Consider the following 15415-nt stretch of genomic DNA (forward strand, 5'->3'; position numbering starts at 1 on the left):
CCCGGCAGCATCATCGACCGCTCAAAACCCTGCGCATCCCACTGACATCTACTCTGCGCACCACACGACTTTTGTCCACGGACAAAAGTCGAGAACCTTTGACGGAGTGGAAGATTTGGTGTTAGCACACCAGGTATCTTCCATATGTGATCATGGGTCGCTCGGCGGACGAACTGCAGCAAAGGGGGTCGGGTGGGGTATGCGACGCCGATCCGCGCGCCTGAGCAAGTCGAGTACCGGCTCGCCGAGAACTGCGGCTGCGACCAGAGCGCCGACTCACAGGTCGAGTATCGGCTCGCCGCCGCGAGCGATCTGAGGTGGATCGGCAGCGGCCTGGCGGAGTTCGGCTTGGTGGCCGGAGCGGTCGTCGACCCGGACGCTGCCCGTGCGCTGATGGACGGCCGGGACCCGCGCACCAACGAGCAGCTCGTGAGCCGCAAGAAGGTTCTCGACCCGCGCGGCAAGGTCGTCGCCCGCGTCGTCGTCGACGCGATCCGGGAGAGCGCCGCGGCCGACGGGATGACGGCCGCCGAGTACCTCGGCAACGACAGGTTGGCCGCACGCTTCGCCCGTGCCGAGCGCGGGATCCACCGCGACGGCGAAGGACACCTTCTTCCCGTCGCCGACGCAGAACGCCTTGCCGCAGCCGCCGGCCTTTCCGGCGACGCTCTGTACGGCGCGGACGTCATCGCCGAGGCCACCCGGTGGAAGGGCCACCACGTCGACGTCGGCCTGCGCGGCGTGGACGTCACCGGCGAGCTGGTGAAGTCCCTCTCCGTCGCCTTCGGCCTCGCCGATCCGGCCACCGCGGCCGCCATGGAGCAGGACTTCCTCGACTCCGTCAACGAAGCCGTCGTCGACGTCCTGGAGCCCGCAGCCGCGTACGGGATGGCCGGCCACCACGGCGACGGCGAGCGCGCCCAGCGCGTGGAGTCCTCCGGCCTGATCGGCTGGGTCACCCTCCACCGCTCAGCCCGACCGGTCGACGCCTCACCCGGCGACCCGCACCTGCACGCGCACATCAACATCGCGCACCTGGTCCACTGCGAAGACGGGAAATGGCGCGTTCCCGGCGCCGGGGCAGAGGACTTCCACCGCTACGCCCGGCTCGTCAACGAAGTCGCCGAGGCCCGCTTCCGCGCCAGGCTGATCGAGAAGTACGGCGCCCGCTTCGAGCTGTCCGCGAAGGGCGCGTGGGAGCTCGTCGGCGTCGACGACGGCATCCGTAACGCCTTCTCCCGGCGGCACCAGCAGATCGTCACGCTCGTCGGCCGTGACGCCACGCGCGAGCAGCAGAAGAGTGCCGCCCGGCGGACCGCCGAGGCGAAGGAGGACGTCGAGTCCCCCGCGCCGCGGCAGGATTGGCGCACCCGCGCCGCCGCCCACCTCGGAGGTGAGGACGCGGTCGACCGGATGCTCGCCGCAGCCTTGCCCGGCCCGGACGGGTCCGTCCCGCCGCTGTCCGCCGGCGGCGGCCCGCGCATGCCGTCCCCGGCCGAGTTTGCCGCCCGGATCTGGGATCCCGAGTACGGGCTGACGGCGTCGAGGAAGACCGTCAGCCATACCCACGTGCTGGCCGCCGTCGCGGCCGCCGTGCCGTACCTGTTGTCCGTCGAGCAGTTGGTGAGGCTGACCGACGAGGTCCTCGCCGTCGACGGCCACGCCGTACGCCTGCCGGACTCCCACCGGCACCACCACGCCCACCGCCGGCGGTTCACCCACCGCACGGTCGTCGAGGCCGAGCGCATCATCATCGAGTCCGTGACCACCGGCCTGGACGCCGGACTCGCGCAGCTCACCGCCGACGCCGCCGCCATGACGATCTCCGCCACGGAGATGGCCAACTCCTCCGGCGACCGCGTCTTCGAGTTCTCCACCGAGCAGCGCGCCGTCATCACGCGGCTGCTGAGCGACGGTCACGCCGTCGACGCCGTCGAAGGCGTCGCCGGAGCGGGCAAGACCACGATCATGGCGGCCGCGCGCGCCGGCTGGGAAGCCGCCGGACTGCGCGTCGCCGGTACCTCCACCGCCGCCGTCGCCGCCGCGAACCTCGCCGCCGAGGCGGGCATCGACTCGCAGACCATCGCCGCGTGGACGCGGGAGATCGGCGGCGGTGGCGGCCGAGGCCTTGCAGGAGTTGGTGTCCTGGTCATCGACGAGGCCGCCATGGTCGACGACCGCGCCCTGGCCGCCCTCCTCAAGCACGCGCACACCACCGGCACCAAGGTGGTCGCGGTCGGCGACCCGCTGCAGCTGCGCGCAGTCGGAGTGGGCGGCGGCTTCAAGCGGATCCACCAGCTCGTCGACGGCCTGGCGCTCACCGAGAACCGGCGCCAGCGCGACGTCGTCGAGCGCGCGGCCCTGCAGGACTGGCGCGACGGCGGCCGCACGAGCGCCCTCGCCGCGTTCGCAGTTCACGGGCGCGTGCACGCGGACGACACCTCCACCGATGCCCTCACCTCCATGCTGGCCCGCTGGAATACCGCCCGGACCCGCTGGGCCGGCGACCCGCACGGCCAGGTCTGCGACCTGCTGTTGCTCGCCGCCCGCCGCACGGACGTCGCCACCCTCAACGCCGGCGCCCGCGCCGTGCTGGTCGCCACCGGGGAACTGGAGGCGGGACGGACCTTCGCCACCCGGGGCGACGGACGGATCGCCTTCGCCACCGGCGACCTGGTCCACATCCGCCGCAACGACTACCGCTCCCGCCGCGACCAGTCCCAGCCCGACGTCCTCAACGGCTTCCGCGGCGTCGTCCTGCAGGTGGCCGACACCGACCGGGACCAGGCCGTGCTGGTCGAGTGGCGCCGACCCCGCCCGGGCGGTGGCCACCACACCCAGCGGGCGTGGATGTCCGCCACCGACGTCGCCGAGGGGCGACTCACACACGGCTACGCGCTGACGATCGCCTCCGCGCAGGGCCTGACCAGCGACACGACGATCGCCTACGGCCTGCACGGCGACTCCCACACCCTCTACCCGGCCATGTCCCGGGCCCGGCTGGAGAGCCACCTGCACCTGCCGCTCGACGACCTCGAGGACGATGTCACCCGCATCCGGCGCGGCGAAGTCCGCAGCGACACCGAGCGCCTGGACCGCGCCGTCGCCGCGTACGGCCGGCTGTTGGAGAACGACGCCGACGACGTCATGGTCACCGACGAACTGGCCCGGGGCGACAACGTCCTGGAACGCCCCGAGGCGACCGCCGCCCGCCACACTGCCCGGCGCGACTCGGCCCAGGCGGCCGCATCCGTACCGTCCCAGATGCAGGCGCACCGGGAGGCCCAGGAGGCCGCCGAACGCTCGCCGGACGCCCCCGCGATGCCCCGGACCACCCGCGACCGGATCCAGGAACTCCTCGAAGCCGGGTACACCTCCCGGACCGAACCGGCACCCGAATCCGAACCGGCCTCCGACCCAGAGCCGGTCGCCCCATGGACCGAGCGGCCCTTCGGCCACATCGCGACCACCCACCTGGAGCCGTACGCCCAGGCCGCCGACAAGGACGCCGCGAACGCAGCGTCCAAGGCCTCCGCCTTCGAGCACCAGGCTGCCGCCCTCGCCGCCGTGCTCGGCACGGAACTGGCCCCCAGCTCCGTCTCGTACGACAAACGCGTCGAGAAGCTCGACCTGGCCGAGGACCTCCTGAACCGCGCCCGCCAGGCCGAGGAGAAGGCCGACGCCATCAGCGAGCAGATCAAGGCGATGTACGAGACGAACCGGGAACAGGACCGCCTGGAGCGCAAGGTACGTACCCGGGCCGCCCTCAGGCGCAGCGCGATCACCTTCCAACGCACCGACCTGCTCAACTCCGCCGACGAACTGGCCCAGCTCATCACCGCCCGCACCGAAGCGATCGGGACCCTGAACGAGCAGAAGACCACCCTGGACTCGGATGCCCGGCAGATGCGGCAACAGGCACGCGAGATCGCAGCCCAGGTGAGCACTCACGCCGTCTACCCGGCCACCGTCGTCAAAACCCTCGCCGACCATCGCGCCGCCCTGCCCGCCCTCAGGGAGCGGCTGGAGAAGACCGACACCGACCGCTACGCATACCTGACCCAGCAAGCCGAAGCCCAGCGCAGCAAGCAGGACAAGGCCACGCAGAAGGCCGACGGACTGCGCGAGGAAGCCGCCACCCGGACCGGCCTCACCGCCGGACAGCAGGCCACCGAGACCAAGGAGCGCACCGCGGCCGCCCAACGAGCCCGCGCGGAACAAGCCCACGCCAACGCGGCAGCCTCCCACCGGGCCCAGCAGTACGAGGACGCGAACCGCGCCCACCACCCGCCAGCCCCGGACCCAAGCCGCGGTCTCGAGCTCTGACCCGGGGCTCGGACCGGTGGCACCCGGAGGCTTCGAGGAGGTCTCGGTCGGGGCCCAGCTGGGGAATGGCCTTGAGTCTCCAGTGACTGGAGACAGCAGAGTAGGGGACATGGACGTTACGACCCTCTACTCGATCGGGGAGCTTTCCCGGCGGACCGGCTTGTCCGTGAGGACCATCCGGTTCTACTCCGATTCGGGGGTGGTAGCGCCGACCACCCGTAGTCCCGCCGGTTATCGGCTCTACGACCTCGACGCACTGCTTCGTCTGGAACTCCTCCGCACACTGCGCGAGCTGGGCATGGACCTGGCCACGATTCAACGGGTGCTGGACCGCGAGCTCTCGGTGGCGGAAGTCGCCGCGGCGCACGCCGACGCCATGGACGTCCAGATCCGGGTGCTGCAACTGCGTCGGAGCGTTCTGCGAGTCGTGGCCAGACGCGGGTCCAGTCCCGAGGAGACCAAGCTCATGCACAGGCTCACGCAGTTGTCCGGCGAGGAACGCCGACGTTTGATCGACGATTTCATAGATGGCACCTTCGGCACAGTGGACGCCGACCCGGCCGCGGTGGCCATGGTTCGCGCTGCCACTCCCGACCTCCCCGACGATGCGTCCAGCGAGCAGGTCGCCGCGTGGGTGGAACTCGCCGAACTGGTCGGCGACGAGGACTTCCGGGCCCGGATGCGCCGGACGGTCAGGTGCCAGGTCACCGGGCGCACGCTTGACATCGAGAGCGATGCCGGCGAGGAACTGATGGAGTTCACCCGTCAGAAGGTCGCGGAAGCCATGGAGTCGGGCATCGAGCCGCTCAGCGACAGGGGCGCAACCATCATCGACGACCTCGTGGACCGCTTCGCCGAGGTGCTCGCGCGCACCCCTGACACGGAATTCCGGCACTGGATGGCCCAGCAGTTCAATGAGGCACACGATCCCCAGGTGGACCGGTACTGGCGGCTGGTGTGGATCGTCAACGGCTGGCAGGTCGTACCGAACCTGATCCCGGTGTACCCCTGGCTCATCCAGGCCCTGCGAAATGACCGTGCCGCATAGTCACCGCAGTGGGCACCGCCCCGGACCAAAGCCGCGGCCTCGGACTCCGACCCGGGGCTGGGACCGGTGGTCCCGGGGGCTTCGCCGCCCAATGCTGTTGCTTTTGATCTGGCTGGGTCGTTGGCCAGATCGTGAAGGGGTGGGGGCCGGGGTACCGGTCGCGTATAGGAATCCTGACCAAGGTGTTCACGCCGGAACTGGTGGACGCGGCTGTTGCCAAGCACGGACGGGGTGAGCTGCGGCGCCGACTGCTTCCGGCCCGCCTGGTCGTGTACTTCGTCCTCGCGTTGTGCCTGTTCGCCCGAGAGTCGTACGAGGAGGTGATAAGCCTGCTGACCAGCGGCATACCCGGCAGCCGGGCCCTGGCCCGGGTCAACCGCTCGTCGCTGTGCCGGGCGCGTATCCGGCTCGGGGAAGAGGTGCTGGAGACGGTGTTCCGGCAGGTGGCCGGCCCGCCGGCGGTCGCGGAGACGCCGGGCGCCTGGTGGCGCGGCCTGCGACTCCTGGCCCTGGACGGCACGCAGTTTGACGTGCCGGACTCGGTGAGCAACGGCGACACCTTCGACGGCCCTTCCACCGGTGGTACACCGTTCGGCTTCCCGCAGGTGCGAGCCGCAGTACTCGCGGAGATCGGCACCCATGCCGTCCTCGACGCTGGCCTCGGCGGCTACCGGGACGGCGAACGCCGCCTGGCCTACCCGCTGGCCAGCTCGACAGGCCCCGGAGACCTTGTCATCGCCGACCGCGGCTTCTGGTCGGTCGAGTTCGTCCACGCCTTCACCGCCTCCGGCGCTCACCTGCTGGTCAGGCTCCAGTCCAATCACCTCGGCACCACCCAGTCGGAGCGCCCGGACGGCTCTCGGCTGTCGCTGATGCGACCTGGGAAGGACGTCCGGCTCCGGGCCGCCCGCGAAGGCCGGGTGCTGCCGAAGGAGACCACCTACCGCGTCATCACCTTCACCAAGGACAACAAGGTCGTGCACCTGGGAACCTCCCTACTGGACACCGAGCACTACCCAGCGGACGAGCTGATCGCCCTCTACCGGCAGCGCTGGGAGATCGAGCTGACCTTCGACGAGATCAAGAACCACCTCGGCCCAGGCGGACCGCTGCGCTCGCGCACTCCTGAAGCCGTGCGGCAGGAGCTGTGGGCCCTGCTTGCGGTCCACCAGGCCGTTCGCCGCTTCGCGCACGCCGCCGCGGCGGTCGGGCCCGGTCGTGGACGCCGACAGGCTCTCCTACCTTCGCTGCGTCCGGATCGCCCGCCGCAGCGTGCCGTCCCAGCACGACACCTCCCGCCGTATTGCAAGCAAAGGCTGGCGAGGTCAGGATTGCGCGGTCCGGAACGTGAGATACCGGCTGACGGCCTCGTGACTGTCTGGGGTGAAGCACCACTCCAGCAGGGCCGACCGCAGCTCCAGCTCGGTCAGCCAGCTGTGCCAGGCGACCTCATCGGGATCGGGGACCACGGCATCTGCATCCGACACCACGACTTCGTGCACGCCGAGCCAGTGAGGGCTCAAGCCGCTGTGGTTGAGGAACGTGAACAGCAGGCGCGGCAGCGCACGAATGCCCAGCTCTTCGGTCAACTCCCTCGCGGCGGCCTGTTCATAGGACTCGCCGACATTAGCGGCGCCACCGACCTCGACCTCATAGAGCCCGGGGAAGCGCGATACCTGCTCCGACCGTCGGTGGACGAGGATCCGTCCACGCTCATCACGACACACCGTCACGGCGACCCGGTGCAGCCAACCCTCCTGGACGGCCCGCCGGCGACTGACCACCACCCCCAGCACACGATCTTGATCGTCGACACGCTCCACCAATTCATCCACGACGCACACCCTGGCAGAGCCCACCGACAACGCCACTTCCCGGCGCCCCGCGGAGGGCGTCCCGAGCACCTGCGACAGAAGGCCGGACGCGGATGACGACATCCATCGTGCTCAGGCTCATCCAAGATCCCCGACGGCTTCACCTACGTAAAGCAACTGCATTGGGCTTCGCCGCCCCCGGGACCCCGCTCCCCCCGGCACTCTCCGGCGCGAAACGGCATCGCCGTGGCTCACGCCCGTACGCGCCGGAGAGCACCGGGGCCTGAGCCTCCCCGCAGGGGTATCAGTCTCGCTGGATAAGCGGGAGCGCAGGAAGTGCGGCCGCCGCAGATGGCGGCGACGGGTCCAAGGGGGGTGGGTTCAGCGCGTGCTGGGCGAGGTATCCGCGCGGGACTTGGCGCGCAAGCGTGGCGGGAGTCCGGCTGCATCCTCACGGCTCGACGTCGGAGGCGAGAGCGGACATGAGGGTGTCGATCCGCAGGCGCAGCGCGGAGGACCAAGCCCCGGCGACGACAACGGACAGCACATCGCTGCCGACGGCTTTCGCCAGCCGGACCTCCAGTGAGTCCGTGACCCCGATCAGGGGGTACGCGTACCAGCCGTCCGGGTCCTCGTCATCGGTTGCTTCGAGGCCGAGTGCCACCGTGTCCCAGTCCGTGTCGTCGAAGTCATAGGCGATGTACCGGGACAGCAACTCCATGAACGGCGCCAGGTTCCGCTGCCATATCCATCCACCGATCTCGTACAGTGCCGGGTCAGCCGCGTCGTCCTTGGGGAAGCCCGTACGGAGGCCCGCGCTCACGGCGTGTTTGTCTTCGACGGTAAGGCGCAAATGTGCCCAGAGGTCGAGCTGTCTGCACGCCGTCTCGGGGTCGTAGGCGGCCTTGGGCAGTTGGGGAATGCGCTTACGGCCGGTCTCGTCCAAGCGGTAGGGCACGGCGAACGCCTCGTTCCACCGCTCGAGCCCGGGAGCGAATCGTTCCTCTGCTGCGAGGGCGTCCATGCCGAGGTACTGGGCTATGTCCTCCCAGGAGCTCCCGCGCTCACGCTCGAAGACCACAGCGTCGACCAGGAGCCGATCCGCAAGCTGAGCCAAGGACACGGCCTCGCTGACACGGCCCCCTGCGGCGGTGTGCACGTCGTAGCGGGTGACCGCCAAGTTCCCGGCTGTCTCGGCCAAGCCGACGGCGCGATCACAAAGTACGAGGCGAGCCAGGGAAGACCGGGAGAACTGCGCGCGGTCGTGGTCATAGGGGGTCGAGTCCGTCACGAAGCGCATCGTTCCATGGCAGGCGCACCGGTAGGCACAGGTTTTCGGCGCGGAGACCCACATCGGTGCCGTACGGGGCGGACACGGACTGGACGGTACCGAAGCCTGCGGACGGAGCCACTGGTGAGCCCCGACGACGGGGTCGCCACGTGGCCCGATCCGGGCTCTACGAGGTGGCAAGACCAGGTGGCAATGCAGGGTGGCAAGATGACGCGGTGTCCGACTCTCTGCACGAACCGTGGCTGCGCGGCATCGCCTTCAACCCGGCGGCGCCCTCCGACGTACTGATACGCCTGCTGGATCGAGCGGACGGTGAGAACGGGCGGCTGATGTGCGCGGGCCGCGACCTGCCCGACGCCGTCATCGACACAGCCCTGCGCCACCCGGCCTGGGGCATCCGCCGCGCGCTCGCCGGCAACCAGCACGTCGATCCCGCACGGCTCGCCCCCTTGGCAACGGACCCGTCGGGGCTCGTCCGCGCCGGGCTCGCCGGCGGCCCCCGCGGCCCCCTCGCCCGCCGCCGACGGGTCCGACCGCTGCCGGACGACATCCTCGTCACTTTCCTGACCGCTCAGGACGGGGGCGAGGACGGCGTCCTCACCGCGGGCGAGATCTTCCAGGAGCTCACTGCCTCACGGCAGATCCCTCTGTCCTTCTACCGCTCCATGGCCGGACACGAGCATCCCGAGCTCCGCATACAGGCCACCTGGAGGTGGCAGTCGCTCACCCCTGCACAGCAGGAGGCACTGCTCGACGACCCCGACCCCGCCGTACGGGAAGCGGCGCAGGGAAAGACCTGGGAGCTGGACCCGGAAGCGGTGGAGGCCAAGCTGCCGTCCTTCGGCTCGCACGGCAAGCCGTTCGTGCTCGGCACGTGCGCCCTGTCCTCCGCGCTCGTCGAGCAGTGCTTCGCGGACGATACGGTGCACCCTCTGGCCTGGAACCGCCACACGCCGGCCGACGTCGTCGCCCGGCTCGCCCGACACCCCGAGGCAAAGATCCGCGAGATGGTCGCCGCCCGACCCGACCTGGGACCGGACCTGGTAACGGAGCTGAGCGACGACCCGGACCAGGACGTACGGATGCGCGCACGCCTCCACCCCTTCCCCCGTACCTGGGCCGAGTGCGGGGCGATCCACCGCGTCGTCGGGCACGGTCCGGACTGCACCTGCCGGATCACCGAGCACGACCCCGAGCCGTCCCCCGAGTGGTTCGCCGCCTGCGCCGCGTCCGAGGAACCAGTACTGCGCAGGGTCGCGGCGAGCTGGCCCGGCCTGCCCGCGGAACTCGCCGGGACACTCGCGCAGGACGACGACGAGGAGGTACGGATCCTGCTGGCCTGCCACCACCCGCTGGCTCCGCCACACCTCCTCCTGGACGTCTTCGTCACCCGCCCGGCCCACCGTCCGCACCTGCTGACCCTGCCCGCGTTCCCCCGTACCGGCCTGACCCACCTCATCGGCCACCCGGATCCCGAGGTGCGCGCCCTGGCCGCAGACGATCCCACCCTGGCCGAACCCCCGGTGGGCGACCCCGACGAGTCGGTCTGCCAGGCTGCCGCCGCGAATCCGGGCCTGACACCGGAGGCCCTGGAGTCTCTCCTCACCGACCCCCGCACCGCAGAAGGCGCCGCGGCCAACCCCTCCCTCCCAGTCCCACGCATGCACGCGCTCCTGGACCGCTGCCTGAACGCCGCCGCCACCACCCCGCCGACGGAGGCCGGACGCCGAGAGACCACGCCCACGTAGCGACCACAAGTAGGACAACCCTGCCGACAGCCAGCTGACGCTGAATCCTGTGATGCTGCGCGGCTGAACTCGATGGTCACCTGGTGCGAGGTTCTGGGTTACTGGAAAGCGTCCGCCACCCGCCCTTCGGCCAGGAGTAGATGTGGACAGATTCATATACACCGAAATCGAACGGCACGACTAGGGCAGTATGGAATGCGGCTGTGAGCAAGGTGCCGAACATCTGTCCAATCTGCTGCAGTCGGTGGCAGATGGCCGTCGCGGGATGGTTGAATGCCTGACGCTGTCGGGAATCTTGGAAATGGCGTGGCCGCGAGGTGGCCAGACGACGCCGGCCGCATAGGTGTTTCCTCACGTCAGCGGCTCGATGGTGCTCCGTGCAGAGGGTCTGGCGACCGTGCCCGTGGTCTGTGACCGTTCTGCGAACGGATCGTTCGTGGTGATTGTGTCCAGTGCGGTAGGTGTGGCTGGCGGGATCGTGCGGTTCACTCGTTCGTAGCTGCTCCCGCGGGAACCAACCCTTGCGCAGGGGCTCCCGGTGGGACGGTGATGCCTCCTGGCCCTGGGAGGACTCTGATGTGTGTGCACCCCCGTTCCGGTTTGGTGATCCCTGAGCTGACTTTGCGGGTGGCCCGCGCCAGTAACCCCCGTGGAACCACCGCGATGGCGATCCGCGACCATCTCGAAGGGCTCTGGAGCGACGAGGACTTCGAGTAGTGGTATCCGCAGGACGGCCGGCCCGGCCTGTCGCCTGCCCAGCTGGCCACGGTGTCGGTGCTGCAGTTTCTTCTGGAGCTGTCCCCATGGCGACTGACCGAAAGATCCAATCGATGCAATGATCTTGGTGGTGAACACCTCGACCAAGATTCCTGGCCAGGCAGCAGCTACGCGAGTTCCAGCGGATGGATTTCCGCGTTCCACTCGGGCAGCCAGTCTGTCCCGATCTCGCCGGCGAGAGCCTGGTGGAACCAGTCGCTGAACCCCAGGGTGGTGTCGTGCCAGTCTGCCCACGCTCGGCGGAAGGCGGACACAGTCCAGGAGCCGTCGTCGTGCGGCACGAGGAAGAGCTGGTCACCTTCGATCGTGTTCCCCCAGACCAGGGCCCCGCCAGAGGTCGGGAGCACAAGGTGCGGGACAGTGCGCGACTCCTCCAGGAGTCGTCCCATCCCGTTGGCGTACTCCTTCAGCGTGCGAGCTCCGCAGAAGTAGATGTACTCCGAGATCGACGTGTCCCCATACGCGCCAGCCACCTCCACGAAGTCCGCGGGGAACTCGACCGACCAGTTCCGCGCGATCGCCTCGATCAGCTCTCCTTCGCCGCTCCGCACCGGCGCCCCCAGGAGCCGTGCGAACTCGCCAACTGCCTTCATGCCCAGCCCCCGTCTCACACTAGTACCACGGACATGATCCCTGACCTCTACGGAACAACGTCAGGCGCCCCCAATCACCACTGATGAATGCCCGCCCAACGGGCCCGGACCAGAAACACGCACCAAGATTCCCGACAGCGTCAGGCAGTGACACCACCCGCCAGGGCAAGCGGTCCGGGATTCCTCGCTCTTCTGGTGTGGCCTTGCTGACGGTCGGTCGCCGCCCTTCATGGCACGTTGTGGTGCGGCCCTTTGGGGGTGCCGGGTATCGCATACAGGGCCACTCGGATGTATTTCACCCCTTTGGTTAAGAAGGGTCGCTATGGTCCGGACATCGGTCTCTCGATGACGAGGACGCACTGCCTATGCGACGCGTTTCGGCCTTCGCCGCCACAGCCCTGCTCTTCTCGTGCCTGAGTGGGACCGCCCACGCGGAACCGTCACCTCCTGAGCTCCGTGCAGCCAAGTTCATCTGCCGAGTCAACGAGTACCCTCCGACCTTGGATGCCGAGGGGCGGATCTACGGCTATGCGGATCACACGTGCGACTCACGCCCCGACTGGGCCCCGAAGTGGCTGGAGATCCGCCTCCTGAGCCGGGCTTGTGAGCGATGTGCGGACCGTGAGGTGACCGTCTGGCGCCGAAGCGACCGCAAGGAGGACAACTGGAGGGTCTCCCGGACCTCGTTCGCCACGCCGTGCAAGAGGAGTTCCGCTGCCCGGTGGTACGTGACGGAGGCAAGGGCCTACGTCCAGAACGGCGTCTTCCACGGTGGCGGCAAGTCATCTCCGGCGAAACTGGGGTGCTCGAATTGACGACGCCCACGTGTGAGGGGCTGAGCTGGCTCCGGCCGCCGTCCGCCGGAGCGGACGGTGCTGTCTGGTTGTTCGCCGAGCGGACGCCCTCAGGAACGGAGCTTCTCGTCGGATCCGTGGTGGCCGCCGTTCCCGACCGGTCCCCGGACCCCGTCTGCTTCGTACCGGGACCGGGAACGGCTCCGATCGCGGCCGACGAGCTGACCCTCCTCGGCCCGCCCCGGGCCCGGCTGTCCCAACTGGTCCTCCCGGACATCCCGGGCAGCGCGGCCCGCATCCTGCTCCCCGACCGGGACGAGCAGTACGCGCTCAACGGCCTCACCGAACCCGGCATCGAACCGGACACCTTCCTGCGGCTCCTGCTCCCGGGTGCCGTCGTGCACGAGGACGCCGAGTGGATCGTTCGGCACGGCGGGGTCGTGTCCTCACCCCAGGGCTGCCACGTCACCGCCCACGCCATGCGCCGACCGGGTGCACCCGACTTCTCCGACCCCTGGCCGCAGCAGCCCCTGAAACTTCTCTTCGAGCACGCTCCTGAGGGGGGCGACCCCGAGGAGATTTCCGGCGGAGGGGGCGGCGCACCCCCGCACTTCGACGAGTACCGTGCCGTCACCGCCACCACGGACCGTCGGCCGAACGCCGTCGTCATCGTCCTGGACGATCCGACCCGTGAGGGTCCCCCGATCCGACTGAGGCTCCCGCTCCCGGCGTGACGGGCTTGAGGCGACCTTGCAGGCGCGATCGCTGTTGCGTGAGGCGGTGCGGTGGCGAGATGCCGGACTTCAGAGGCTGGGCGCCTGGTCAGACGGCGGCGTTCCGCCCTCGAAGGATCAGTGGGTGCCCGTCAGTTGGCGATGCGTGCCGCCCGTTCGCGGAGCTCCTGGGCCTCTGGGACCCCGTTGTACCGCCGGAGGCGGACTCGCATGTCCTGGAGGGCCGCCTGGACCTTCACGGAGCGGATGCCGTCGGCGCAGTCGAGGAACTCGCGCCAGGTGGCGTGAACCTCACCGCCCACTACCGCACCTGCCACGCCCTGACCCCCGGCATGATCGAACGCCGCTGGGGCCGGATCGTGAACATCGGCAGCGTCAACGCCCGCGCCGGCCGCACCAACCTCGTCGCCTACAGCGCCGCCAAGGCCGGCCTCCTGTGTCGGCGGCCAGTGGAAGATCCCCGCGTACGGTCAGCTCGATTCCCCAGCCGACTGTCACAGTCAGTAGTCTCGGCCTTGGCGAGTCTTTGCCGTCGCCATCGACACCATGCTTCGTGTGAGTCCGCCGAGCGGTCATCGCAGTGAAACCCCCCTCGCGCTCGGCGCCTTCTCAAGGGGACACTGCGGCCATGGAATTCCTCTGCTATCACCGCGACCGCACCGGCTCCCTGCCGCTCCGCAAGGAGTTGCTCGAAGAGCATTGGGCCTACATGGACGGGTACGCGGAGGAGATGATCGCCCGGGGGCCGATATTCGCCGACGACGGCGACACACTCACCGGAAGCGTGCACATCGTCGACCTGCCCCATCCCGCCGCTGCCCGCGCGTTCGCCTTCGATGAGCCGAACTACCAGGCCGGCGCCTACCGGGACGTGCTGTTGCGACGGTGGCGCAACACATTGGGGCGCACCATGTGGGACTTCCCCGGTGGCCGGACCGGAGGCAACCGGTACATGGTGCTCGGCCTCGGCACAGGGCAGGCTGCCGACCTCGCGCTGCCACCCGAGCGGAACGACCTGATCGCCTACGGACCGCTGCTGTCCGACGATGGCGCCATCTGGCTGGGCACGGCGGCGTTGGTCCGGGCGCCGGACCCTGCCGCCGCACGCGCCATCCTCACCCAGGACCTGTACGCCGACATCGAGGTGCACAACTGGCAGTTCGGTGGGCGGCCGTCATGAACGAAGCGCCCACCGACGCCATCGCCGTCACGTCACGCTCGGTAGACGTAGTGGCCGCCAGCGGGGAAGTGAAGTGGCCACACCGGGGAGCTGAAGTGGCCGCGGGCGGGGAAATCTAACTGGCCGCTGTCACTCCTGGGCCTGCCCCGTTCCCTGGCCCACGAGCTGGGCCCGCACGGGATCTGCGTGAACACGGTCCTGCCCGGCGCCATCCAGGTCGACGCCGAGACCGTCATACCCACCCAGTACCGGGCCCGCCCGGAAGACCAGATCAATCGCCAGTGCGTCCCGCGACGCGGACGCCCCGAAGACGTCGCGGCCCTGGTCGCGTTCCTCGTCGGCCCGTCTGCGTCGTTCATCACTGGGCAATCCGTCCACGTCGACGGTGGCTGGCTGCTGCACTAAGACGTCAACATGCAAGGAGAGAAAGCCGAATGATCGAACGAGTCCGAGCCGTCCTCGTCACCGCGGACGACACGATGCTGGTCATCCGACGCACCAAGCCGGATGTCCCCGAGTACTGGGTGCTCCCCGGCGGCGGGGTCGAAGAGAGCGACGAGTCCCGGGAGGCGGCCCTCCACCGGGAGATCCACGAGGAGATCGCAGGGAAGGCCGACATCGTCCGCCTCCTCCACACCACGGAATCCGACAAGGAGCGCCAGCTCTTCTACCTCGCCCGCATCGCGACCTGGTCCTTCGAGGACCGCACCGGCCCCGAGTTCAGCGCCGAGGGACGTGGCGAATACGCGCTTGAAGAGATCCCCCTGACCCTGGAAGGACTCGACAGCATCGACCTCAAGCCCGAGGAGATCGCCCACGTCCTGCGGGGCGCCATCGGCGCCGGTGGACTCGGGGACGAGGCGGCACTCTGAATCTTTCGAGCACCTCCGCAAGCCACCGGGGCCGGCTCTGAGACGAGTCGGTCCCGGCGGTGTTCACAAGGAATGCCAGCGCACCGGATCCGAAGCCTTCGACGGCAGGTGGCAGAGGCAAACCCCCAGCTGCTCAGGTCGGTGGTAGCGGCTATTGGACGAGGCGGAGCACTGGCCTCTGGTCCTGCCTGCCCAGTAGATCCTGAACCCGCGGCCGTCCAGTCCTTCGAGAGGGTGT

General features: G+C 69.3%; 12 protein-coding genes and 1 pseudogene. 9 read left to right on the forward strand and 4 right to left on the reverse strand.

Annotated elements, in window-relative coordinates; translation table 11 throughout:
* Positions 1-192: 192 nt before the first annotated feature.
* The 3 genes and pseudogenes from mobF to OHU74_RS36570 form a co-directional block, all read left to right on the forward strand.
* Complete coding sequence (gene mobF / locus OHU74_RS36560) at positions 193-4326, forward strand: MobF family relaxase (RefSeq protein WP_331721152.1); 4134 nt, start codon at positions 193-195, stop codon at positions 4324-4326.
* A gap of 109 nt (positions 4327-4435) precedes the next feature.
* Positions 4436-5374: a MerR family transcriptional regulator gene (locus tag OHU74_RS36565; RefSeq protein ID WP_331721153.1), complete on the forward strand. Its 939-nt coding sequence runs from the start codon at positions 4436-4438 to the stop codon at positions 5372-5374.
* 200 nt (positions 5375-5574) lie between these two features.
* Positions 5575-6498 (forward strand): annotated as a pseudogene (locus OHU74_RS36570) (IS4 family transposase); the annotation flags it as partial.
* Between the two features lie 201 nt (positions 6499-6699).
* Here OHU74_RS36570 and OHU74_RS36575 read toward each other — a convergent pair.
* Both OHU74_RS36575 and OHU74_RS36580 read right to left on the reverse strand, forming a co-directional pair.
* Complete coding sequence (locus OHU74_RS36575) at positions 6700-7197, reverse strand: NUDIX domain-containing protein (protein WP_371619928.1); 498 nt, start codon at positions 7195-7197, stop codon at positions 6700-6702.
* A gap of 442 nt (positions 7198-7639) precedes the next feature.
* Positions 7640-8488 (reverse strand): hypothetical protein, encoded by an 849-nt coding sequence (locus OHU74_RS36580; RefSeq protein WP_331721154.1) that lies wholly within the window; start codon positions 8486-8488, stop codon positions 7640-7642.
* A 206-nt stretch (positions 8489-8694) separates the two neighbouring features.
* Here OHU74_RS36580 and OHU74_RS36585 point away from each other — a divergent pair, with 206 nt between their 5' ends.
* Complete coding sequence (locus OHU74_RS36585; protein WP_331721155.1) at positions 8695-10227, forward strand: hypothetical protein; 1533 nt, start codon at positions 8695-8697, stop codon at positions 10225-10227.
* An 884-nt stretch (positions 10228-11111) separates the two neighbouring features.
* On the opposite strand, the gene OHU74_RS36590 is transcribed toward OHU74_RS36585, so the two are convergent.
* Positions 11112-11597: a hypothetical protein gene (locus OHU74_RS36590; RefSeq protein WP_331721156.1), complete on the reverse strand. Its 486-nt coding sequence runs from the start codon at positions 11595-11597 to the stop codon at positions 11112-11114.
* 811 nt (positions 11598-12408) lie between these two features.
* Between OHU74_RS36590 and OHU74_RS36595 the strand changes: the two genes are divergently transcribed.
* Positions 12409-13125: a hypothetical protein gene (locus tag OHU74_RS36595; protein ID WP_371619918.1), complete on the forward strand. Its 717-nt coding sequence runs from the start codon at positions 12409-12411 to the stop codon at positions 13123-13125.
* 131 nt (positions 13126-13256) lie between these two features.
* Here the strand turns inward: OHU74_RS36595 and OHU74_RS36600 are convergent, their stop codons facing one another.
* On the reverse strand, positions 13257-13442 hold the full coding sequence (locus tag OHU74_RS36600; protein ID WP_331721206.1) for a hypothetical protein: 186 nt from the start codon (positions 13440-13442) through the stop codon (positions 13257-13259).
* 15 nt (positions 13443-13457) lie between these two features.
* On the opposite strand from OHU74_RS36600, the gene OHU74_RS36605 reads away from it, so the two are divergent.
* The 4 genes from OHU74_RS36605 (at position 13458) to OHU74_RS36620 (ending at position 15177) form a co-directional block, all read left to right on the forward strand.
* Positions 13458-13709 carry an SDR family NAD(P)-dependent oxidoreductase gene (locus OHU74_RS36605; protein ID WP_331721201.1) on the forward strand — a complete coding sequence of 84 codons (252 nt, stop codon included), beginning with the start codon at positions 13458-13460 and terminating at the stop codon, positions 13707-13709.
* 44 nt (positions 13710-13753) lie between these two features.
* Positions 13754-14305: a YciI family protein gene (locus tag OHU74_RS36610; RefSeq protein ID WP_331721159.1), complete on the forward strand. Its 552-nt coding sequence runs from the start codon at positions 13754-13756 to the stop codon at positions 14303-14305.
* Positions 14306-14491: 186 nt separating this feature from the next.
* Positions 14492-14710, forward strand: a complete 219-nt coding sequence (locus OHU74_RS36615; RefSeq protein WP_331721160.1) for an SDR family oxidoreductase — start codon at positions 14492-14494, stop codon at positions 14708-14710.
* A 29-nt stretch (positions 14711-14739) separates the two neighbouring features.
* A complete protein-coding gene (locus OHU74_RS36620) occupies positions 14740-15177 on the forward strand; it encodes an NUDIX domain-containing protein (protein ID WP_331721161.1) in 438 nt (145 codons plus the stop codon).
* Positions 15178-15415: the final 238 nt, after the last annotated feature.

It is taken from the genome of Streptomyces sp. NBC_00454 (assembly GCF_041434015.1).
In the GTDB taxonomy this organism is placed as follows: Bacteria; Actinomycetota; Actinomycetes; order Streptomycetales; family Streptomycetaceae; genus Streptomyces.

Excerpts from the sequence above, each read along its gene's own strand:
- OHU74_RS36565 (WP_331721153.1), top strand. The coding sequence starts at position 4,436 with ATGGACGTTACGACCCTCTACTCGATCGGGGAGCTTTCCCGGCGGACC.
- OHU74_RS36580 (WP_331721154.1), bottom strand. The coding sequence starts at position 8,488 with ATGCGCTTCGTGACGGACTCGACCCCCTATGACCACGACCGCGCGCAG.
- OHU74_RS36590 (WP_331721156.1), bottom strand. The coding sequence starts at position 11,597 with ATGAAGGCAGTTGGCGAGTTCGCACGGCTCCTGGGGGCGCCGGTGCGG.
- OHU74_RS36605 (WP_331721201.1), top strand. The coding sequence starts at position 13,458 with ATGATCGAACGCCGCTGGGGCCGGATCGTGAACATCGGCAGCGTCAAC.
- OHU74_RS36610 (WP_331721159.1), top strand. The coding sequence starts at position 13,754 with ATGGAATTCCTCTGCTATCACCGCGACCGCACCGGCTCCCTGCCGCTC.
- OHU74_RS36620 (WP_331721161.1), top strand. The coding sequence starts at position 14,740 with ATGATCGAACGAGTCCGAGCCGTCCTCGTCACCGCGGACGACACGATG.